The sequence below is a fragment of the Syntrophorhabdaceae bacterium genome (assembly GCA_035541755.1).
In the GTDB taxonomy this organism is placed as follows: Bacteria; Desulfobacterota; Syntrophorhabdia; order Syntrophorhabdales; family Syntrophorhabdaceae; genus PNOF01.
Genome location: DATKMQ010000180.1, coordinates 1 through 19,196, shown reverse-complemented (window position 1 = coordinate 19,196; position 19,196 = coordinate 1). Strand labels below are relative to the sequence as shown.

Annotated in this window: 18 protein-coding genes; all 18 read left to right on the top strand. The window is 50.7% G+C overall.

Annotated features, from left to right (window positions below):
* Nucleotides 1-96 precede the first annotated feature (96 nt).
* A complete protein-coding gene (locus VMT62_18270) occupies nucleotides 97-882 on the top strand; it encodes an IclR family transcriptional regulator (protein ID HVN98379.1) in 786 nt (261 codons plus the stop codon).
* A 433-nt stretch (nucleotides 883-1,315) separates the two neighbouring features.
* Nucleotides 1,316-1,549, top strand: coding sequence for a hypothetical protein (locus VMT62_18265; GenBank protein HVN98378.1), 234 nt, complete (start codon nucleotides 1,316-1,318; stop codon nucleotides 1,547-1,549).
* The gene (locus VMT62_18260) at nucleotides 1,546-3,330 is read left to right on the top strand and encodes an FAD-binding protein (protein ID HVN98377.1); all 1,785 of its coding nucleotides are present in this window, start codon (nucleotides 1,546-1,548) and stop codon (nucleotides 3,328-3,330) included. Before VMT62_18265 ends, VMT62_18260 begins: the two co-directional genes overlap by 4 nt.
* Before the next feature lie 13 nt (nucleotides 3,331-3,343).
* Nucleotides 3,344-3,625: a 4Fe-4S binding protein gene (locus VMT62_18255; GenBank protein ID HVN98376.1), complete on the top strand. Its 282-nt coding sequence runs from the start codon at nucleotides 3,344-3,346 to the stop codon at nucleotides 3,623-3,625.
* Nucleotides 3,626-3,838: 213 nt separating this feature from the next.
* Nucleotides 3,839-4,348: a TRAP transporter small permease gene (locus VMT62_18250; protein HVN98375.1), complete on the top strand. Its 510-nt coding sequence runs from the start codon at nucleotides 3,839-3,841 to the stop codon at nucleotides 4,346-4,348.
* Complete coding sequence (locus tag VMT62_18245; protein HVN98374.1) at nucleotides 4,345-5,649, top strand: TRAP transporter large permease subunit; 1,305 nt, start codon at nucleotides 4,345-4,347, stop codon at nucleotides 5,647-5,649. Before VMT62_18250 ends, VMT62_18245 begins: the two co-directional genes overlap by 4 nt.
* 80 nt (nucleotides 5,650-5,729) lie before the next feature.
* Nucleotides 5,730-6,749 (top strand): TRAP transporter substrate-binding protein DctP, encoded by a 1,020-nt coding sequence (dctP, locus tag VMT62_18240; protein ID HVN98373.1) that lies wholly within the window; start codon nucleotides 5,730-5,732, stop codon nucleotides 6,747-6,749.
* A gap of 184 nt (nucleotides 6,750-6,933) precedes the next feature.
* Nucleotides 6,934-8,646 (top strand): hypothetical protein, encoded by a 1,713-nt coding sequence (locus tag VMT62_18235; protein ID HVN98372.1) that lies wholly within the window; start codon nucleotides 6,934-6,936, stop codon nucleotides 8,644-8,646.
* 200 nt (nucleotides 8,647-8,846) lie between these two features.
* Nucleotides 8,847-10,046 (top strand): MFS transporter, encoded by a 1,200-nt coding sequence (locus VMT62_18230; GenBank protein ID HVN98371.1) that lies wholly within the window; start codon nucleotides 8,847-8,849, stop codon nucleotides 10,044-10,046.
* 477 nt (nucleotides 10,047-10,523) lie between these two features.
* Nucleotides 10,524-11,699 (top strand): MaoC family dehydratase N-terminal domain-containing protein, encoded by a 1,176-nt coding sequence (locus tag VMT62_18225; protein HVN98370.1) that lies wholly within the window; start codon nucleotides 10,524-10,526, stop codon nucleotides 11,697-11,699.
* Nucleotides 11,700-11,743: 44 nt separating this feature from the next.
* Entirely contained in the window at nucleotides 11,744-12,730 is a 987-nt protein-coding gene (locus VMT62_18220) for a tripartite tricarboxylate transporter substrate binding protein (GenBank protein ID HVN98369.1), read from the top strand.
* Nucleotides 12,731-12,932: 202 nt separating this feature from the next.
* The gene (locus VMT62_18215) at nucleotides 12,933-13,913 is read left to right on the top strand and encodes a tripartite tricarboxylate transporter substrate binding protein (GenBank protein ID HVN98368.1); all 981 of its coding nucleotides are present in this window, start codon (nucleotides 12,933-12,935) and stop codon (nucleotides 13,911-13,913) included.
* Between the two features lie 49 nt (nucleotides 13,914-13,962).
* Nucleotides 13,963-15,165 carry a MaoC family dehydratase N-terminal domain-containing protein gene (locus VMT62_18210; GenBank protein ID HVN98367.1) on the top strand — a complete coding sequence of 401 codons (1,203 nt, stop codon included), beginning with the start codon at nucleotides 13,963-13,965 and terminating at the stop codon, nucleotides 15,163-15,165.
* Nucleotides 15,166-15,233: 68 nt separating this feature from the next.
* Nucleotides 15,234-16,499 carry a CaiB/BaiF CoA-transferase family protein gene (locus VMT62_18205; protein ID HVN98366.1) on the top strand — a complete coding sequence of 422 codons (1,266 nt, stop codon included), beginning with the start codon at nucleotides 15,234-15,236 and terminating at the stop codon, nucleotides 16,497-16,499.
* Nucleotides 16,500-16,509: 10 nt separating this feature from the next.
* Nucleotides 16,510-17,742, top strand: a complete 1,233-nt coding sequence (locus VMT62_18200) for a CoA transferase (protein HVN98365.1) — start codon at nucleotides 16,510-16,512, stop codon at nucleotides 17,740-17,742.
* A 61-nt stretch (nucleotides 17,743-17,803) separates the two neighbouring features.
* Nucleotides 17,804-18,370, top strand: coding sequence for a MarR family transcriptional regulator (locus VMT62_18195; GenBank protein ID HVN98364.1), 567 nt, complete (start codon nucleotides 17,804-17,806; stop codon nucleotides 18,368-18,370).
* A 9-nt stretch (nucleotides 18,371-18,379) separates the two neighbouring features.
* Nucleotides 18,380-18,859 carry a tripartite tricarboxylate transporter TctB family protein gene (locus VMT62_18190; protein HVN98363.1) on the top strand — a complete coding sequence of 160 codons (480 nt, stop codon included), beginning with the start codon at nucleotides 18,380-18,382 and terminating at the stop codon, nucleotides 18,857-18,859.
* A 24-nt stretch (nucleotides 18,860-18,883) separates the two neighbouring features.
* A partial coding sequence (locus VMT62_18185) for a tripartite tricarboxylate transporter permease (GenBank protein ID HVN98362.1) occupies nucleotides 18,884-19,196 on the top strand: 313 nt, incomplete at its 3' end.

Sequence of the window (19,196 nt, the reverse complement as noted above, 5' to 3'; positions counted from 1 at the left end):
GGTCCATTAATGATACGTTGCATCTTGACAAGTCGAGACGTGCTTGATATATTATTCCATAAAATAGCATAGAGTTGCAATTAATGGAACGCAATAATGAACGCATCAAAAACAGAAGGCTTCTATAACAAATCGCTCGAAAGAGCATTGCAGATACTATTGAGTTTCAAGAATGAGCGGAGGTCTGCTACTCTCACAGAGATTGCGAGAGTCGCGAGAATTCCGAAGTCAACCTCCCTGAGGCTTTGTGCAACTCTTGTAGAATATGGCTTTTTGCGCCTTGATGAACAAACAAAGGAATACTCGCCGGGTCTCAGTCTTTTTGAACTCGGAGAGCTCGTGCTGGAGTCCTTTTCCGTTAGCAAAATTGCCTCTCCGTACTTGGACAAGCTCCAGGAATCCGTGCGGCAAACCCTGTTTATTGATGTTCTCCGCGACGATTATCTCGTCCACGTGGACAAGAGGGAGGACCTTTCGAGTCCGATACGATTTGGGCTCCAGGTGGGAAGAAGAAGACCACCACATTACGGCGCGGCCGGGTGCGTGCTCATGGCATATCTACCGGACGATGAAGTGGAGCGTTTATTGGAAGAATTTCCTCTCCCCGAATCGACGAAAAAGTCAATAACAGACAAGGATCTCTTCAAAGAAAGACTGGGAACTATCCGCTCTCGGGGGTACGCAATGGAGGACGGAGAAGTGGTGGATATGATTAGTGGGGTGAGCGCTCCAATCCACGATCATACAGGAGCGGTTGTGGCTGCCCTTGCTGTGGCCTACGTTTCTCATTCTTTGAGCACTGAAGAAGCAATGAGAGTTGTAAGAGAAACAGTTGCGACTGCCGGTGTGATCTCCCGGGCTATGGGATGCCCCGCTCCGTAAGGGGGGGCTACACGATAGCTTGCGAGATGTCTGAAAGGGCCGTTACCGTAAATCTTCTGGTGCATCCATCGACAGAGCCAAGTCTTCGGGTTTTGTGATTTCCTGCCATTCTTCCAATTGAAACTGATCCGGACCTTCGTGGACAATCTTTCGGAAAATAGCTCACAACCGTAAATCCACGTACAGCATAGTGGTGAAGCAACCTGAACCTCCGCAAGCGGATGTTCCAAAGTTAAAGAACACCCGCTGGTCGCACGGGAAGTCAAGTGAAGACAAGACGAGAAGTGAGGCTTACCGTGTAGTTGCGGATTCCAACGATCAATAGAAAAAATCTTTGACGTTTTTTCTTGACAACGCGATCGTTATTTTGATATTGTTCCATATAACAACATCAGGTTTCAGTAAATGAAACCAGACAAGAAGGAGGTATCCTATGACTGAGATGCACTGCGAGTACTGTGGACGACCAATTATCAAGGAACCTGAGGTCAAGGTCCTCAGAGGCGTTAGACACACATATTGTTCTGACTTCTGTTTCAAACTGGATTTCTACGATGTCCCAACAATCACTTACCAAGACCTGCAGGCGATGTATAAGCTGCGTTGTATCCCCGTCAAACTTGATTACAGCTCCAGGGAACCAAAGAGAGCAGGAGGGAAGAAATGACCAAAGCTATAGAGGAACTCACTGATGGTGTTGTTGAAACCGATTTTCTGATCGTAGGCGGCGGCATGGTAGGAATGATAGCTGCCATTCGAGCGAGAAAGAACAGCCGTGACCTGCATATTACCATAGTCGACAAAGCTACCATGGAATACAGCGGTGATGGAGTTGGGCTGGACAACTTTAACCAGATTCCGCTTCATCAGGAAGACGTTTGGGCAAAGGACAAAGGCGACGATGACGTGAAAAAGGCGGTCTTCGGTGCCGACAGGTTCAAAGGCCTTAAACAGTTGAAGCTTGAAGCGAAGACGATGAACAATGCCTATATATCTCAGCCGATCTTGGAGGAAGTAGGAGTGAATGTCCGAGAGGACGATGGCTCAATTCAGGTAATACAGGGATACAGAAAAGGAACTGTCTGGGGTCGGGTCGAGTATGACGACAATGGGAAGCCTGCGGAACCGTGGTTCGGCCCCATGTCCAGGGGAAGCGACCTTAAGATGAGGCTGGGAACCGCTGTCAGAAAGGCAGGCGTCAGTGTCTTTGACAGAACAATGGTGACAAGCCTGATTACCAAGGATGGCGCGGCTGTTGGTGCCACAGCAGTCGACGTGCGAACGGGCAAGTTTATAGTGTTCAAGGCAAAGGTTGTTCTCTTGTCGACGGGTGGGGCAGCGAGGCTCTATCCTTATCCGTGGACAACATTCCCAAATAATCTCTTTTATACGCTCATGTCGCCGACTCTGGACGGGGCAGGGCACATTGCGGCGCTCAACGCAGGTGCCAAGCTCTACAGTATGGAAATGAATGTAGTCTACAATGTATCAAAAGGAATAAACCACAGCAGCGGCGGCGGAGCCTGCAACTGGTATTTCAAGATGTACAACTCAAAAGGCGAGTTCCTCGAAGACAAGTATCAGGACAGAGTTGTTACCAAGGCGGGTGGCATGATTCCAGGTGTAAATTTTCTCTATTCACCCAACATGAAAGACAATGAATATGAAAAGGATGTGATCCTTTCAGCAAAGGACAAAGCCACGCCGGATGAGATTGCAGCGGTGTACTTTACAGCTGCTACAGAGCCGACAAAGGCGCTCAAGTTCCACAAACTTGCGGGAGGCCTGACGAATGAGAAACCGGTTGAATGTGTGACCGTTCTCGTGGGTATAGGCATGGCAAGCGGTGGTGTGCTGCGTGAGAACGAGAACTCGGAGACAGGCGTGAAGAACCTCTTTGCGGCCGGAAATGTTATCGGTAATGCCGCCGGTGGTTCGGGAGGACTGACCTGGGGCTGTCTGATCGCGGACCACGTTACTGAGTTGATCCCGACCCAAACACAGGCAAAGTTCGGTGCTGACCAAATCCGGCAGATAGAAGAAGCCAAAAACTGGGCTTTTGAACCATTTCAAAAACAGGTGAGATGTGCCATACACCCGCTGGAGTTGGAGAATTACGTAAGAAATGTTAACCTCAACTATGTTGGTATACACAGAGTCAAATCAAAAATGGAACATGCGATTGAATTACTAAGACGGGCCAGACGAACGGTCCCAATGTTGACCGCCGCCAATCCCCACGAACTCATGCGCGCTCTCGAAGTACAGCGGGTCATTGACATTTCGGAACTACACGTGCAGTCTGCGTTGATCCGGAATGAGAGCCGTATGATACCCATACATTATCGCGACGATTACCCGGACCTGGATCCTGCGTGGGATGATATCGTTGTAACTGCGAAGAAGGTTGGGGGCGAAGTTAAATACAACAAAGAGCATTTGAACTAAAGGAGGACGGACCATGCACAAGACTGAGGTAAGTTATGGACCCAAAATAGACTATAAGCACTGCAACGGATGCGGTGTTTGTTATCGGCATTGCCCCCTGGATATCTTTGGTTGGGACAAAGAGAAACAGATGCCCTTCGTTGCTTACGGGGCGGAGTGCTCATGCTGCTGCTTCTGCGAGATTATGTGTTCCGAAGTCGCCATAGATGTCCAGCTTCCGCTACATCAGATGCTCGACTTCGGCATCGAACCCACAATTCTGGACGATGTTGAGTATAAGTTTCTAAACAAATGAGAACACAGGGCGCGTTCGAACGCAATATTAAGAGGCCGGTTAGATTGTTGATTGATTCACAAGAATTGGCATACAAAATATGCTCGGGCAAGTCAGGCTATGATGGGCCAACCGGAAAAGCGCGTTGGCTATCAGCCGGGAGCTCGTAAGGAACGCATCATATGATATCTCCTTCGATAGGAGTGGAAATCATAGATGGGAGGAGCATCTACCATGGCAAGAATTGAAAGGTTCATTCAGCGCACCATCAGGTACGGCACCTTCCTTGCCGTCGCAGTGATGGGTGGCGTCCTTATTCTCATCGTCGCAACCGCCATTGGCCGCCTTCTGGGCTATACCATACCTGGCACGTTCGACGTCGTTGAGACGTTCATGATGGCAGTCGGCGCATTCTGTCTGGCTTACTGTGAATCGTTAGGCGCACAGGCGAAGGCGGAAGTCATCATAGACCGTGTTTCATCGAGGGCACGCTCCTGCCTCGAGGTATTTACGACCCTTCTGACTACTCTCTACTGGGTAATCATTTTCTATGCAGGATGGAAGGTGTTATTGGTTAAGTTCGCGCGTGGTGAGAAGACCGACCTTCTCGGTGTCAACGTGGTTCCTTCTCGGACACTGTGGATCACCGCAGTCTTCCTCATGTGCTCGTTTTTGATTCTCAGGTTCTTACACCACATCAAGGATGCCGCGAAGGGTACTATGACGAAAGGAGTCTCCCGATGAGTCCCGAAATTCTCGGCTTACTTGGTTTTGTCTGCATATTTGCCCTACTGGCACTGGGCATGCCCATTGGAGCGGCCCTGGGGCTTGTCGGGTTCGCCGGCATGACCCTGCTCTATCCCATCCAGGGAGCCCTCATAAAGATGGCGACGACCCCTGTGGAGATCATCTCCAGCTATTCCTTCGCCGTCATGCCCCTTTTTGTACTCATGGCTCAGGTGACCTTCACCTGCGGGTTTGGCGCAGACCTCTTCAAGCTCGCGTCCAAGTGGCTCGGCCACTACAAAGGAGGTCTAGCCATGGCGAGCATCGGGGGATCAGCCGGTTTCGGGGCCTGCAGCGGCAGCGCTCTCATTACCGCGGCTACCGTGAGCCCGATAGCATTGCCCGAGATGAAGAAGTATAATTACGACACAAAACTTGCTGTTGGGGCCTGTGCTGCCGGCGGTACCATTGGCAGTCTCATCCCGCCGAGCACTATGTTCATCATCTATGGGATCCTGACGGGGGCCTCCATAGGCAAACTCTTTTGCGCGAGTCTGATTCCTGCGTTCCTTACGGTCCTCTCGTACCTTCTGACCATCTACATTATCTGTAAGCGCAACCCCAATGCGGGTCCACCGGCGCCCGCTGCCCCCCTTAAGGAGAGGTTCTCCACACTGAAGGACTGCTGGGAGATATTGGTATTGCTCGTCATTGTCATCGGTGGGATGATCTATGGTCTCTTCACCCCCACGGACTCCGGGGCCATAGGGGCCTTCGGCGCTATCCTCTTAGGCTTCATGAAGAAGAGGCTCACCTGGAGGAAGTTGTGGCAGGCCGCCATGGAGACTATGAAGATAGCCGGTGTCATGTTTACCATCCTTATAGGCGCCATGATATTCAACTTCTTTTGTGCTAAGACAGGTCTTCCACAACTTGCAGGGGAGTGGGTCCTCTCACTACACGTAGACCCCTGGGCGGTGGTGGGCGTAATTGTTATCATATACTTCTTCCTCGGTATGGTCATGGAAGCTCCGTCGATCCAGATCCTCACGATACCGGTCTTCTATCCCATCATCGTGACCATACTTGGATACGATCCCATCTGGTTCGGTGTAGTACAGGTTCGTATGCTGGAGATCACAGGCATAACCCCCCCCCTTGGCATGATCGCTTATATCATGGCTGGCGCGAACAAGGACGTCTCCATCGGAACTGTATTCAGGGGGGCGATGCCCTTTCTTCTGATGGAGCTTATCACCCTGCCGATCTTTATATTCGTCAAGCCGATCACGTTATGGCTTCCCAGCCTGATGAAATAGGAGAGGTGAGTGCGCAGTAGATAGATTGTAAACTGGAGCAGTTCCCGGATGATATATAAACAAATCTTAAGGAGGAAGAAATGAAAAAGATCATTGTTTTGCTAATGACGGCATTCGTTTTTATGGTGCTCACTGTGCAGTCTCACGCCCAGCAAAAGGTGATTGAGCTTACCTACGGGACTCCCTTTCCCGCGGACCACACCTATAGCAAGGCCGATCAGAAGTGGATCGCCAAGATTGAGAAGGAGACGAACGGCAGGGTTAAGATCAAGCCTTACTGGGGAGGCCAGATTATCGGGGGCCAGAACCAGGTGGAAGAGATAGCGGCGGGAGCTGCGGATATCGGCTACATTGTACCAACGAACAGCAAAACTGGTTTTACGATCTGTAAGGCGATGTCCCTTTACCTCGCTGGCGCCAGTGATAAAGTGGGGGCGCGTGTTTTCAAGGAGTTGAGGGCCAAATTTCCCGAGATTGAAAAAGAGTATACGGACGCAGGCGTACAGGTTCTTGAATGGCAAAGCCCTGGTATACAGTTAATAACGAGGAAACCAGTCAGAAGATTGTCTGATTTTAAAGGTCTGAGAATGAAATCTCTTGGTGACTGGAATAAAGTGTTAAAGGAATTGGGAGGAGAAGGCATAGAAATGTCAAACGCCGAGGTATACGTATCACTGCAAAAGGGAATTCTGGACGCCGTTCTTTCTCCCTTAGACACGCTGGAGGCTCTAAAATTTGCTGATGTGGCGAAATTTGTGTCGATGATATCGGTTGCAGGTCCGCCCTTTGCACAACGGGCAATGAACCTGTCCAAGTGGAAGAGTCTTCCCCCCGATATCCAAAAGGTATTTGAAAACAACGTAGAATACTGGGAACAACAGGTGAACGAGTCGCTGCAGGCGGCGATCATCCACGCCACAGAATTCGGAAAAAAGTCTGGCGTTGAGTTTATCAACATGTCAGATGCAGATAAGTCCAGTCTAACCGCGCTCATGGTTTCGACAGCGGAGAAAGATGCGAAGGCACTTGATACGAAAGGAATTCGCGCAACGCAGATACTACATGAAGCACAGAGACTGATCAAACAATATAGCAAATGAGCCATAATGCTCAACGCTAAGTTGCGGAGAGAAATGAGGCGATGGCCAAACTGAGCGAAGGAGTCGACCAAAACCTGATGCCAGGCATACCGATTGAGGCAGCATTGGTACTTTCGGCCAGGCCGTGTACGCTCACCAGGCATCCTGTTTGGCGTTGCAACAAAATAATTCTACCGGAGGTAAGATGAATATGATTTATGAAGCCTTAAATCCCCGTGGAGAGACTGACCCGGTAAACACTATCGGCCTTCGGCCCAGAGTAAAGGATCTGAATAAAATAACACTGGGCCTACTAGCGACCTTCAAGGGACATTGGCGTCCTATTGTCGAGGAAGTTGGTCGACAACTGCAGGCAAGATATCCCAATATGAAACTCACCGGCTATTTCGAATACACCAAGGACCCGAATGCGTACACAGAGGTGGCAGAAATAGCCAAAGACCCTGATTTTAAACCAGGATTTGAAAAGTGGGTAGGCGGAGTAGATGCGGCTATATCAGGATATGGTGATGCTGCTTCCTGTACGCTCTATCAAACATATAACACCGCCTTTGTAGAAAGATTGGGCAAACCGGCCGTCGTGTTCCATAAGAGAAACTTCTCAAACATTTTTAGGAGAGCCGCCGCGCTCAGGGGCGTTCCGGCAATGAGACATGTGGAAGGAGACATCCGCGACATCTCAAGCCTAAATGCCGACGAATTTAACAAGTACCTTAAGGAAGAAGTGCCCCAACTTGTCAGCGTGGTTCTTGACGATATCATCGCCGCCCTTACGTCGCCTCCTCTGCCGGACGAAGCAAACCCGAAAGGGCCGGATGAGAACCTGCCGAGAATTGCGGCCAAGGGGGATTTCCACGAGATAAACAAGTATTTCTACCAGCGCGGCTGGGCCTACGGTATGCCGATCGTACCGCCCACGGAAGACGTAGTCAAAGAGATGATCAAGGGGACTGATTTGCCCCCGGATCATGTGGTAGCTAAACTCCCACTCATGAACGGCAAAGCTACAGTAGAGAAAATCGCCATCAATGGTGTCATGGCAGGATGCCTTCCTATTCACATGCCTGTCCTGATAGCAGCCACGCAGGCGCTGGCAGATACAAGGCTCTGGCTGGAGGCATATACTTGCAGCGTGGCGTCCTGGGCGCCGCTCCTGATCATCAATGGACCAATACGGCGCGACCTGGATGTCGCCTGCGGGGTTGGCGTCTTCAGTCCCTACAATCGGGCTAATGCGGCTATAGGCAATACGATTGGTCTTTTGATCATGAACATTGCGGGAGTGCGAGGCGGCTACGAGGATAACGGGCTGTTCGGACATGAAGGACGGTTCGGCATATGTATTGGCGAGAACGAAGAGGAGAGCCCATGGGAGCCGATGCATCAGTTTTATGGTTTCAATAAGGAGGACAGTGCGGTCACGCTGTTTTTCCCAAACACACGCCAGCTCTGTTTATACGGCGCTGACCCCGAGCCGTTGTTGAAAGCTATTTGTGACGATCCGCAAGTATTCGGTTTCGATCCGGGATGTGCATTCGTGCTGTGTCCTGAGGCAGCAAAACTGTTGCACCGCTATGGTTTCTCACGAGAGGACTTGACTCGCTATATCGTGGAATATGCGCGTAGACCGGTTTCCGATACCCCGGTACGGTGGATAAAGGCTAACAATCACGCGCTCCCTGAAGTTGTGTTGCCCGCAGAACCCACAAGATCGGTCAAAAAGTTCTTCTCCAGGAAGCATATACCGATTCTCGTCGCCGGAATGAGCTATGGGAACAGCATAACCTATTATGGAGGCGGCGGGGATCACGGTGGTCCGGTTACCCATAAGGTTAACCTGCCCAAGAAGTGGGGTGAGCTGGTAGAAAAGTACAAAGATTTCAAAACCCAGTACTAATGATTTGAATGTGGCTGTTTCGAACTGGGAACTTCACTCAGGCTAACGGCTACATCCATTGTGAGGTAGTTTGGTTGACCTGCATAACGATGAGACCTTGCGGCATACCGTAAAAGGCGCCATCAGGCCTTTCCCTCCCTATAGCCGTTGAATGAAATGCGGCCGCAAGGTCTCATCCTAAACTGTTAAATGTGTGTAACATGCAAAACCAAGAACCTATTTCACAACACACGGCACGTAAAATACTGAATCGTGATTTTGTCCTTGGCTTTTTCGCGTTGTTTGCCTTCCTAGTAGCTTGCTATAGTCTCGTCCCTACCCTTCCCATTTATCTTTCAAGACTGGGTTCCGGGGAGAGAGCCATAGGTGAGCTCATCGGGATTTATAGCGCTGCGGCCCTGATTTTCAGATTCCTCGTAGGAGGAGTCTTGCACAAATATTCGGAGAGGGCCGTCATGATGTTCGGTAGCATATTATTCGCAGTGACGTTCCTGGCATTGATTTTGTTTCGTCCGTTTTGGCCCTTCTTTGCCGTGAGGTTTTCGCAGGGGATTGCTTATGCGTGTTTGGATACAGCCGTTCTCGCATTCATTGTAAATGCCATTCCTCTGAGATTCCGTGTTCAAGGTCTCGCCTACTTCTTCCTGGCGCCAACATTCGCGCTAGCAATTGCCCCTTCGTTTGGTATGTTACTATTGAACCGGCATAACGCCACTCTTCTTTTCTCGGCCTGTCTGGGTCTTTCTCTGTGTGCGTTTTCTTCATCCTACGGGCTGAGAGCTCAAAATGTTCTACCATCTCAAAAGGATAATACCGGCAATGGTCGCCTGCTGATTGATTTTAAGATCATTGCACCCACAATGATCGGATTTCTCCAGTGTTTCGTAATGGGGGCCATCTACACCTTCCTACCTCTCTACGCTGTCCAATGCGGAGTGCGTAATCCAGGGCATTTTTTTTCGTCTATCGCCGCGGTTGTCATCGCAGGGAGGATTTTGGCGGGGAGAATTGTCGATACATGGAGTAAGGGAACCATCACGATCATGTGCATTTCTGTGTCGACACTCGCCATGGTGATACTCTATTTTTCCAGAACTCTCCCGATGTTTGTCCTTGCGGGATTAATCTGGGGAGTAGGAGCCACATTTATCTTTTCTGCTAATATGGCATATGCTTTTGATTACTCCGGTTCCTCTGGAGGGACTTCCGTCGGGACCTACATGGCGCTTACTGACCTGGGATTGGCCATTGGACCAATGGTAATGGGCGCAGTTATACCCCTCATCGGATATTCAATGATGTTTCTGTCCTTGGGTTTTGTCTGTGTCGTTAATCTGTGCTATTTCCAGTTCTATTTGGAGAAGAAATGTGGTGCGACCTCCTCCATTTTAAGGTCTTAGAAACGCAGAATGCTGTAGAAATACGATTACGTAGAAATGACGGTAGATGCTTATTTTCGAAAATGTGTTTCATGGGTGGCAGGTGAATATGTCGATCTCACGGCTTTCTGATATGCGCCGAAAACTGGGCGAAGGCCTTGCGGAATGTGTTGGATATCTGATTTCTAATTGCAATCCATGGTCCTTCTTGAGAGGTGCAATACCCGCTAAATAGGCGATAACGAAGCTGGCGGTCATTTTCCGTTGTGAACACATTATGGTTCTCTCATGTATAACAGTAGTTTACCCCAAATCATTTGTTACATGGGCCTTACCCCGGAAATTCAACGAGCAAATTCTCTTGACAAGATAGAAAGAACGTGACAACATGTAACTAAGGTTGATAGTATCCAAAGGTTACTATTATGAAAGTTCTTTAAGGGCTCATTAAGTGTAGTCAGGCAAAAGAGATATGAACCAGCATGAGAGGGGCCGAATATGGATAAGAGAAAAATCAATACCGTAGAAGAGTATGTTGAGGAACTGAAGAAGGGAATGGGCAAGGTATATGTTAATGAGTGGGGAGCCCATATGGCCGGACCGAAATGGCCCCGGCCCATGTTCGGCTTCAACAAGGAGGTCACCTGGGATTCACTGAGGCATTACGCGGACGGCATCGGAGACCTAAACCCGCTCTACCGCGACAGGGAGTACGCCAAGAAAACCAAATATAACTGCGTTGTGGGTCCGCCCACGATTCTGTTGACTATCGCCTCAGCAAACTATCCGGACCCCCCGGGGTTCCCGCCGCCACCTGAATTTCCTGAATTGTATGTGAGCGAAGAGTACGAACTATTCAGTCCGATTTGTCAAGGTGAGGAACTCGACTGGAAATCAACGTTCCCCACCGAAATCAGGGTGAAGAAGAGCAAATCCATGGGAACGGTGGCATTTATGGACGGCAATATTGAATTTACCCGTCATCGTGGAGGAATTCCAATTGCCAGGAGTAATTTCAGCATCGTGGTGTACAAAGCGTCTGACAGGCGCAAGGACCGCACAAAGCCTGTATATACCGAGGAGTATATCAAAAAAGTCTATGAAACCCAGGACAATGAAACCGTACGGGGGGCCACGCCGCGTTACTGGGAAGATGTACATGTTGGGGAAAAGCTCATGCCTGTGGTGAGAGGTCCCTTGACCACCATGGACAGCGTTGCATATATCAGGGGTGGCGTCGCTGAATGGCACTATTCGGCAGACCGCCTGTACCGCTATGCTTACGAACAGTGCGGCTGGGGGATCTACGACCCTGATTTCAAGATATATCGCAATTTCAAGGAAGAATCGGACACGACCGCTGGAGGCGGCCCCATGGCTCCATACAGGATTTCCCTTATGGGCCTGCTTTTGACCAACTGGGTGGGCGATGACGGTTTCATATGGAAGTTCAGGACAGAAATGCGCAAGACCCTGGGGCCGGGTGTGGTGCTGTGGTGCAAGGGTGAAGTAGTTAATAAATACATGCTGGACGGAAGGTACTGCGTTGATGTTGAATGCGTAATGGAAGACCAGAATGGACAGGCTGGTATTCAGCCTACAAAAGCCACAATCATACTGCCGTCGCGCGAACACGGACCCGTGGTATATCCATCACCTAGACCTCAAAAATGATGCACGGTATGTGGCTCAAAACAAAATTCATGAGGGAGGACGGGATGAACAGAGTGAAAGGCATCTCTATGGCAGCGCTGGTGTGCGTCGTACTGGTTGTACTCGCGGGTTTTGTGAATCAGGTGTACGGTGCGGAGAAATATCCCACAAGGGCCATCGATATCATAGTCCCGTTCGGTCCGGGCGGTTCCACCGACATGGCAACGAGAATACTGGCTGACGAACTTAAGAAGATGTGGGGAGTGCCGGTAAACGTGATAAACAAACTCGGGGGAAACGCGGTTCCTGGAACAATGGAGGCGCTGAACGCCAAGCCTGATGGTTATACGATACTTGCAGACTCGGTCATTACCAGTTCATGGCTGCCCATCGTGGCCCAGGCAAGTTCCATAACAATTCCGGACAGGACTTACCTTGCCATGACTGTTACGACGCCGTTCATATTCTACGTGCCTGCCTCTTCACCGATAAAAACCATGAAGGATCTGGAGGCGGATATCAAAAAGGACCCGGGTGCTTTTACGTGGCCGTCAGGTGGTGGGGCAAGCGCCGCGGACATCGCCATGAAACAATTCCTGAACGCGATCGGAGTCGATGTTAACAAAACAAGGCCTGTTCCGATGCAGAGCGCTGCGCAATCAGTGACACTGATAGGCAGCGGTGCCGTCAAGATTTGCCTCCTGGGTCTGACGAGCGGGATCACCAACACAAAGGCGGGTATCATCAAACCTGTCGGGGTGGCCTCCAAAAAAAGAGTGGCTGAAATTGCGGACGTTCCGACCACCGCTGAGGCGGGTTATCCCTCGGTTGAAGTTGAGTTCTGGTCGGGGCTCTCGGGACCGGCGAAGATGCCCGACTATATCGTGGAAATATGGAGCAAGGCCATTGCTGATCTCATGAAGAACCCGGGCGTTCTCTCAAAGATAAAGGCGACAGCGGCGCTTCCCTACTACCATGATGCCGCGGAGTTCAAAAAATACGTTGCCCACGAGACGGATGCAGTCGTCAAACTGTACGGGCTCAAGAAGTAGGCGGTCTTTCACTGAGCGATCATCGCCGTGGCTTTATCTTTTCCATGGCGACACGTGCTGTTTGCATGGGGATTAACTCCTCTCTTTATGAGGCCCTGGGAGCAGGCTCGCATAGTCAGCGATTGGTGAGAAGCCATTTCGCAGAAATGGAAGATATGGGGAAGTAAGAAACATCCAGAACGTAACGAAACAGGAGGGTGCTATGTCTATCAGAAAGTTATTCTTGTTAGCAACGTTTTGTGTAGCCGCTCTCGTCGCCGCGGGTTTTTTTAGCGATCGAGCGTGTGCTCAAGAGAAATACCCAACGAGGGCTATTGACATCATTGTCCCCACCGGCCCAGGGGGTTCGACAGATTTAACGACCCGTATCATAGCGGCGGAACTAAAAAAGCTTTGGGGTGTGCCGGTCAATGTTGTAAATAAGACTGGCGGCAACATGGTGCCCGCTTTGCTTGAGGTGCTCGACAGTGAACCTGACGGCTACACAATGTTCGCCGATAACATTTCCGCCAGTTCAGCGATACCCCTTACCGCTCCCAAAGAACTCCTGCCCAAACTTGAAAGCCGGACATATATCAGTCTCACGACGACCGTGCCTTTCCTTCTCTTTGTGCCGGCATCATCGCCCGTTAAATCACTTAAGGATCTTGAAGCAGAGATTAAAAAGGACCCCGGGGCTTTCACGTGGCCTTCAGGCGGTGGCGCGGCCGCGGCAGACGTGCTGGTCAGGCAATTCGCCAAGCTGATTGGGGTCGATGTCAATAAAACCAAGCCGGTGCCTGCACAAAGCGGGGCGCAGATGCTGACGTTGAGCGGCAGCGGCAGCATAAAACTTCTCACGTTCGGAGCCACTATGGGTGTACCCAATACTCAGGCGGGTTTCATCCGGCCTATCGTGACACTGTACAGAACGAGGCTCCCCGAATTTCCCGATGTATCGACGTCAGCGGAACAGGGTTACCCCACAATGGTATACCACTATTGGAGCGGTATCTCCGGTCCTCCCAAGCTGCCTGCGAGCATCGCACAGAAATGGGAGAAAACCCTTGCGGAAGTGCTGAAAAATCCCGCTGTTCTTGCAGAACTCAAGAAGATAGGCAATCTCGCCTTCTATCACAATGCAGCGGATACCAAGAAATACGTCGCCCAGGAGACAGATTCAATGGCCAAGATCTTTAAATGAGTCCGATAGCGGGCAAGAATCAAGGCGGATAAGACTTTGAGGAGACACTATGACTTTTGATGAATATATCGAGGAACTGAAAAGGGGTATTGGAAAGACATTTGTCAACGAATGGGGATCAAACATGGCCGGACCCGCTTTTCCAAAACCGGTCTGCTTTTTCAATACCCAGGTGACGAAAGACTCGATCAAGCATTTTGTTGATGCGATAGGCGATGTAAATCCGCTGTTCCGCGATAGGGAGTATGCAAAGAATACAAAGTATGGGTGCCTCATCGCTCCTCCCACTATCCTTTATACGATCGCTCTCGGTCGCTATCCCGAACCGGTAAGTTCTGCTCCGTCTGCGAATTATCCGCCACTTTATACCGGTGACGACTACGAATGGTATGCGCCGATCTGTGAAGGTGATGAGATTGACTGGAAGACGGTCTTTCCCACCAAGATCGAGACAAAACAGACAAAAACGGCCGGCAAAACTGCATTCATCTATGGCAGGCATGAATTCTACAGACACAATGGGGGCTTGCCCCTCGCTGCGTGCAACTTCTGGGTTCTCGTCTATGACAGGGATGAATTCCAGTACTGGCCGGCGGAAAAAAAGCAGAAGATCTCTGAAACTCCCAAGTTTCCCGTGCACAGCGAGGAGTATATAAAAGAGGTCTATGCGGCACAGGATCGGGAAACTGTGCGGGGCGCCACTCCCCGCTATTGGGAGGACGTGGAGGTCGGCGAAGAATTGACGCCTGTTGTGCGGGGCCCCTTCACCGTGGACGAATCAGTGGCCTGGATCATCGGATCGGGCGAATTCTTTTTTTGTTCAGACAGACTGTTCCGTATGATACACGAGCATACCGGCTGGGGAGAATATCATCCTGATCTGAAAGTCTATCTGAATTTCAAGCACGGCACGTACGCCTTCACTCCTGAAGGGGTTGGAGGATGGGGTGCCCAGAGGACGACCTGGGTTGATATGATGCTAACGAACTGGGTCGGGGATGAGGGGTTTGTCTGGAAACTCCGCTCAGAACACAGGAGGCGCGGCGGCTACGGAAATGTCTTCTGGTGCAGGGCGCGGGTGACCAGAAAATACGCGGAGAACGGGCGTTTCTCAGTTGATCTCGAACACCACGTAGAAGACCAGACGGGTGCCCTGATACTTGCGGGCACCGCGAGCGTGCTCCTTCCGTCAAGACAGAACGGACCGGTAATTTACCCGACGCCATCGGGGGGGCATGCTGAAGTCGGTTGATGAGGGATGGTCACGGGCCAATACCTCGCTGAAAAAACAGGAAGTCCACGGCCCTATGAGGAAGATGCATGGTAAATTGTGAATCAGATGAAAAAAGGGAGGGGTTGCTGAAGGGCTTCCGCGCGCTCGATCTTACAGATCAGCAAGGGTTTGCCTGCGGAAAGATCCTCGCGGCGCTCGGAATTGATGTAATAAAGATTGAGCAGTCCGGAGGTGATCCGGCGCGCGCCATCCCTCCGTTTTACGGCGATACGACTGATGCGCAAAAAAGCCTCTACTGGGAGGCGTTCAATACGGACAAGCGCGGGATAACGCTGAATATAAGAAACGCTGAAGCACAGGAACTCTTCAAACGACTGGTCGAACGTGCCGATTTTGTGCTGGAATCTTTCAAACCGGGTACCATGGAGTCATTGGGTATCGGTTACGACATTCTGAGCGGCCTCAACCAGAGAATCATACTGGTGTCGATAACACCGTTCGGGCAGAAGGGCCCGTATAGCGGGTTCAAAGCAAGCGATCTCGTTATTTCCGCCATGGGAGGAATAATGGATAATACCGGCGATTCCGATCGTGCCCCTCTCAAGGAATCGCTGGAGGCCTGTTATTACCATGGAAATGTAGCTGCGGCCGTTGGAGCAGTCATAGCACACTATTTTCGGGAGACCACGGGACAGGGGCAACAGGTCGATGTTTCTCTCCATGAGGTCGCGGCGAGCCGCAATGCCATAAACTTCATACAGTGGGAATTCGACCGGCGTCTCACCAAGAGAAGTGGCGCGAGCACCCAATACGGCGGAATGAAGGTGCGAACCGTATGGCCCTGCAGGGACGGGTATGTGAGCTGGATGATAATTGCCGGAATCATGGGTGAAGCGAGCAATCTCGCCCTATCGCGATGGATGGATGACGATGGTTTACCCAATCCGCTTCACGAGGTGACGGATTGGAAAGCGGTCGATCTGCCTACGCTCGGCCGCGAGACAATCGACAGGTTCGAGTCCGCCATAGGCGCGTTCTTTCTGAAACATACGAAGAAGGAGTTGCGCGAAGAGGGTCTCAGAAGAAGGATAAATGCTGCAGTGCTCGACGGTCCCGATGATATCCTGGACAACATCCAGCTTCAGGCACGTCGGTATTTCACGGATGTGGAATATCCTGAATGGGGAAGGACGTTGCGTTATCCGGGATATTTCTTCCTGTGTAGCGAGACGGAGAATCTTATCAGGCGCAGTGCCCCCCACGTCGGTGAGCACAACCACGAAATCTATGTTGAGGAGATGGGACTCTCGGCAGCCGAGGTGACTGCACTTGTGGCATCGGGGACTATTTAAGAGAGATTGCGTGAGATCGGACATGGGAAAACAGGCGCTCTGCGGCATAAAGGTCTTTGATTTCGGATGGGCACTTGCGGGCAGTTTGACGGGCAAACTCCTCGGTGATCACGGGGCCACGGTCGTTAAAGTGGAATCCACGGTGCACATAGATTTTTCCAGGACAAATAGAAACGTTTCCATGTCCTCGCCCACGAACCCCGATGATAAACCATGGTTCACGTACTATAACACGTCAAAATACGGCATGGGTCTTAATTTGAAACATCCCCGTGTGCGGGAAGTCGTTACGAGGTTTTACCGCTGGGCTGATGTTGTGACGGAGAATTTTACCCCCGGCACCCTCACCAAGCTCGGGTTGGATTATGAATTCGCAAGAACGGTGAAGCCGGATATCGTTATGGCGAGCATAAGTGCATATGGACAGACGGGCCCTATGGCCCGTGAATTCGGTACTGATGGCATGGGAAGCAGCCAGTCGGGCCATCGGTTTATGACAGGGTGGCCTGACAGATCGCCGGTGATGCCTACCAATGTCCCATATGGAGACCTGGTCCTCCCGCTCTTTGCTGTAATGGCCATTGTCTCAGCACTGGATTACCGACGTCGTACCGGAAAAGGGCAATACATTGATACCAGCATGCTCGACGTGCTGACCCATAAAACCACCCCCGCAATCCTTGATCTCACGGCTAACGGTCATATTCAGGGCAGATCCGGCAATCGAGTCGGCAACGGTGTGCCACACGGGGCATACCCCTGTCTAGGGGAAGACCGTTGGTGTGTCATTTCTGTTTTTGCAGACGACGAATGGGAAAGTTTTTGCAAGGCTATCGGCGGGCCTCAATGGACCAAAGAGCGAAGGTTCGCTACGCAAAAGGCACGAAAAGAAAATGAAGACGCATTAGATGAGCTTGTTCAACAATGGACCAGCCAGCACAGTGCGGAAGAGGTAATGTATCTGCTACAGACGTACGGGGTAGCAGCAGGTGTCGTGCAGAACGCACAAGACTTGTTGGAGTCGGATCCTCAGATCAGAGAAAGGGGGTATTTCAGCCCGATGAAACACCCTGTCATCGGAACGTTCGGTCACCCCAACCCCCCTTTCAAGTTGCTTAAGTCCAGGGCCGAGATGCGTACATCCCCCTGTCTCGGTGAACACACGGCATATGTGTGCACGGAGCTCCTCGGCATGTCCGATGAGGAATTCTGTGCGCTGGAACAGGAAGGTGTTTTCAGGTGAAGGTGCACATAAACCACATGCGGCCTTTGACGGGATCATGCGAATATACAGGGCGAGGACTATGAAGACCAAATTCAAGCTTCCCGGTTCCAACGACATAGAGGAAATGGTGAAGAGTATTTCAATAAGACCGTTTCCCAGATTGATTAACTTCTGCGACATTATAAATCGATATATCGACATTGTATTCAAGGACAGAATTGACTGGCTCAAGACTATGGCCTTGATTGTTATGTTCAATCTGGGGAATGGAAGTATGCCCCCCAGGGACCTGGCGAGAAACCTGCTTCGATCGAATCAGAGCATAACCAAATTGACCGACGCTCTCGAGAAAGATGGCTCGATCGTGAGGGAACGTTCGAGTGAAGACCGCAGGGCAATCCATTTGAGAGTTACCACTAAGGGCTTAGCGTACCTGCAGGAAAGATTGAAAGACATCGATCTTGCAGATCAGATGTTAAGATCATGCCTTGACGAGAATGAAATACAAAGCTTTTTCGTGATGACAAGAAAGGTGAGAAGAGGCGCCATAAAAGAAGTAGGGAACAAAAAAGGCAAGAGCACGAAGCCCAATGGACAGATGAAGAATTCGGAAAACATCGCGGCTGCAAATAGGGCCGGGCGTTAAGGAGGTATCATGGAAGACAGAAGGACGACATTCATCGAATCGATAACGCTCTTCATCATGAGTTTCGGTGTCCTCTTCGAAGGTATCCGTCTCACAAGAATCGTCAGCAATGTCACCCAGGACATCATGGGTCCGGGTACCTATATCATTGCCCTGGGGGCACTGTTCATGCTCGGTACGCTTCTGCATAGCACACGACTGGTGAGCGCCCCGCCTCTCAAGGAAAGACCTGCGGAAGAATCGGACAACAAGGGGGCAGGCCTCACCGTACTGGCTATCGTGGCAACGCTCGCCTTCTACACCGTGTGTATCCAAATTCTTGGGTACCTCATCGCCACGCCCATCTTCTTTCTTTTGATATTTTGGGTGGTGAGAGTAGAGTCGTGGCGTAAGAACGTGACACTGACAGTTATTTTATCCGCGGCATACTATCTGGTTTTCGTTTACTACTGCAGCGTCATCTTCCCCAGGGGAATATTCTACAGATAACACGTTAAGAAGGGGTGAAAAACTATGGATCTTTTGAATGGCATGATTTACATCTTTCATCCGATGAATCTCTTCTATTGCTTTCTCGGTGGTGTTCTGGGTACCCTCGTCGGCGTTCTTCCCGGCCTGGGACCCGTGTCGGCCCTTTCAATTCTGCTCCCCATCAGCATGTACCTTGATCCCACCGGGGCAATCATTATGCTCGGAGGTATCTACTATGGTGCACAGTATGGCGGTTCCACGACAAGCATCCTCGTAAATGTTCCCGGTGAGGTTACGTCCATCGCCACTACCTTCGACGGATACGCGATGACCAAAAAAGGAAGAGCAGGAGAAG

Excerpts from the sequence above, each read along its gene's own strand:
- VMT62_18245 (HVN98374.1), top strand. The coding sequence starts at position 4,345 with ATGAGTCCCGAAATTCTCGGCTTACTTGGTTTTGTCTGCATATTTGCC.
- VMT62_18220 (HVN98369.1), top strand. The coding sequence starts at position 11,744 with ATGAACAGAGTGAAAGGCATCTCTATGGCAGCGCTGGTGTGCGTCGTA.
- VMT62_18215 (HVN98368.1), top strand. The coding sequence starts at position 12,933 with ATGTCTATCAGAAAGTTATTCTTGTTAGCAACGTTTTGTGTAGCCGCT.
- VMT62_18270 (HVN98379.1), top strand. The coding sequence starts at position 97 with ATGAACGCATCAAAAACAGAAGGCTTCTATAACAAATCGCTCGAAAGA.
- dctP (HVN98373.1), top strand. The coding sequence starts at position 5,730 with ATGAAAAAGATCATTGTTTTGCTAATGACGGCATTCGTTTTTATGGTG.
- VMT62_18225 (HVN98370.1), top strand. The coding sequence starts at position 10,524 with ATGGATAAGAGAAAAATCAATACCGTAGAAGAGTATGTTGAGGAACTG.
- VMT62_18255 (HVN98376.1), top strand. The coding sequence starts at position 3,344 with ATGCACAAGACTGAGGTAAGTTATGGACCCAAAATAGACTATAAGCAC.
- VMT62_18195 (HVN98364.1), top strand. The coding sequence starts at position 17,804 with ATGAAGACCAAATTCAAGCTTCCCGGTTCCAACGACATAGAGGAAATG.
- VMT62_18190 (HVN98363.1), top strand. The coding sequence starts at position 18,380 with ATGGAAGACAGAAGGACGACATTCATCGAATCGATAACGCTCTTCATC.
- VMT62_18260 (HVN98377.1), top strand. The coding sequence starts at position 1,546 with ATGACCAAAGCTATAGAGGAACTCACTGATGGTGTTGTTGAAACCGAT.
- VMT62_18230 (HVN98371.1), top strand. The coding sequence starts at position 8,847 with ATGCAAAACCAAGAACCTATTTCACAACACACGGCACGTAAAATACTG.
- VMT62_18205 (HVN98366.1), top strand. The coding sequence starts at position 15,234 with ATGGTAAATTGTGAATCAGATGAAAAAAGGGAGGGGTTGCTGAAGGGC.
- VMT62_18210 (HVN98367.1), top strand. The coding sequence starts at position 13,963 with ATGACTTTTGATGAATATATCGAGGAACTGAAAAGGGGTATTGGAAAG.
- VMT62_18250 (HVN98375.1), top strand. The coding sequence starts at position 3,839 with ATGGCAAGAATTGAAAGGTTCATTCAGCGCACCATCAGGTACGGCACC.
- VMT62_18235 (HVN98372.1), top strand. The coding sequence starts at position 6,934 with ATGAATATGATTTATGAAGCCTTAAATCCCCGTGGAGAGACTGACCCG.
- VMT62_18265 (HVN98378.1), top strand. The coding sequence starts at position 1,316 with ATGACTGAGATGCACTGCGAGTACTGTGGACGACCAATTATCAAGGAA.